Origin of the sequence: Allonocardiopsis opalescens (assembly GCF_003002095.1) — a bacterium.
Classification (GTDB): Bacteria; Actinomycetota; Actinomycetes; order Streptosporangiales; family Streptosporangiaceae; genus Allonocardiopsis; species Allonocardiopsis opalescens.
Genome location: NZ_PVZC01000021.1, coordinates 1 through 1,357, shown reverse-complemented (window position 1 = coordinate 1,357; position 1,357 = coordinate 1). Strand labels below are relative to the sequence as shown.

The following is a 1,357-nucleotide window of genomic DNA, read 5'->3' as shown; positions in this document are numbered from 1 at the left end:
GGGGTGATGGTGTTGTGGAATTCGGTTTCGATCCAGCGGGTGTGGATGGTGAAGGGGGTGTGGTCGGTGGGGGCGAAGGCGGGGTGGTTGACGATGGTTTGGTGGAAGGGGATGACGGTGGGCATGCCGTCGATGTGGAGTTCGGTGAGGGCGCGGCGGGCGCGTTGGAGGGCTTGGTGGCGGGTGGTGCCGGTGATGATGAGTTTGGCGATGAGGGAGTCGAAGGCTTGGGGGATGGTGTGGCCCGCCTGGTATCCGGTGTCGATGCGGATGCCGGGGCCGGTGGGGAGGGTGAGGGTGGTGATGGTGCCGGGTGTGGGGAGGAAGTTGCGGCCGGGGTCTTCGGCGTTGATGCGGAATTCGATGGAGTGTCCGCGTGGGGTGGGGTCGGTGTAGTTCAGGGGGTGGCCGTCGGCGATGCGGAACATCTCGGTGACCAGGTCGATGCCGGTGACTTCTTCGGTGACGGGGTGTTCGACCTGGAGGCGGGTGTTGACTTCCAGGAAGGAGATGGTTCCGTCGGATCCGATCAGGAATTCACAGGTTCCGGCGCCGGTGTAGCCGGCTTCGCGCAGGATGGCTTTGGATGCGGAGTACAGCAGTTCGCGTTGCTGCTCGGTGAGGAAGGGGGCGGGTGCTTCTTCGATGAGTTTTTGGTGGCGGCGTTGCAGGGAGCAGTCGCGGGTGGAGGCGACGATGACGGTGCCGTGGGTGTCGGCCAGGCACTGGGTTTCGACGTGGCGGGGGTGGTCGAGGTAGCGCTCCACGAAGCATTCTCCGCGGCCGAAGGCGGCGACGGCTTCGCGGACGGCGGATTGGTACTGGTGGGGGATGTCGTGGAGGGTGCGGGCGACTTTGAGGCCGCGTCCGCCGCCGCCGTAGGCGGCTTTGATCGCGATGGGCAGGCCGTGGGCTTTGGCGAAGGCGACGACTTCGTCGGCGCCTGACACGGGGTCGGGGGTGCCGGCGATGAGGGGGGCGCCGACGCGTTGGGCGATGCGGCGGGCCTGGACCTTGTCGCCCAGCGCCCGGATCGCGCTGGGGGGCGGTCCGATCCAGGTGAGGCCGGCGTCGATCACGGCCTGGGCGAAGTCGGCGTTTTCGGCCAGGAACCCGTAGCCGGGGTGCACCCCGTCGGCACCCGAGCGCCGCGCGATGTCCAGCAGCTTGCCGATGTCGAGGTAGGAGTCGGCCGGGGTCCGCCCGCCCAGGGCGAAGGCCTCATCGGCCAGCGTGACGTGCAAAGCATCGCGGTCGTCCTCGCAATACACCGCCACACTGCCAAGACCCGCATCCCGGCACGCCCGCACCACCCGCACCGCGATCTCACCACGGTTAGCGATCAGCACCTTGCGCA

General features: G+C 67.9%; 1 protein-coding gene. It reads right to left on the bottom strand.

Annotation, left to right across the window (positions count from 1 at the left end; all coding sequences use genetic code 11):
• Positions 1-1,357, bottom strand: a 1,357-nt coding sequence (locus CLV72_RS31545; RefSeq protein ID WP_106253874.1) for an acetyl-CoA carboxylase biotin carboxylase subunit, incomplete at both ends; no start/stop codon positions are given.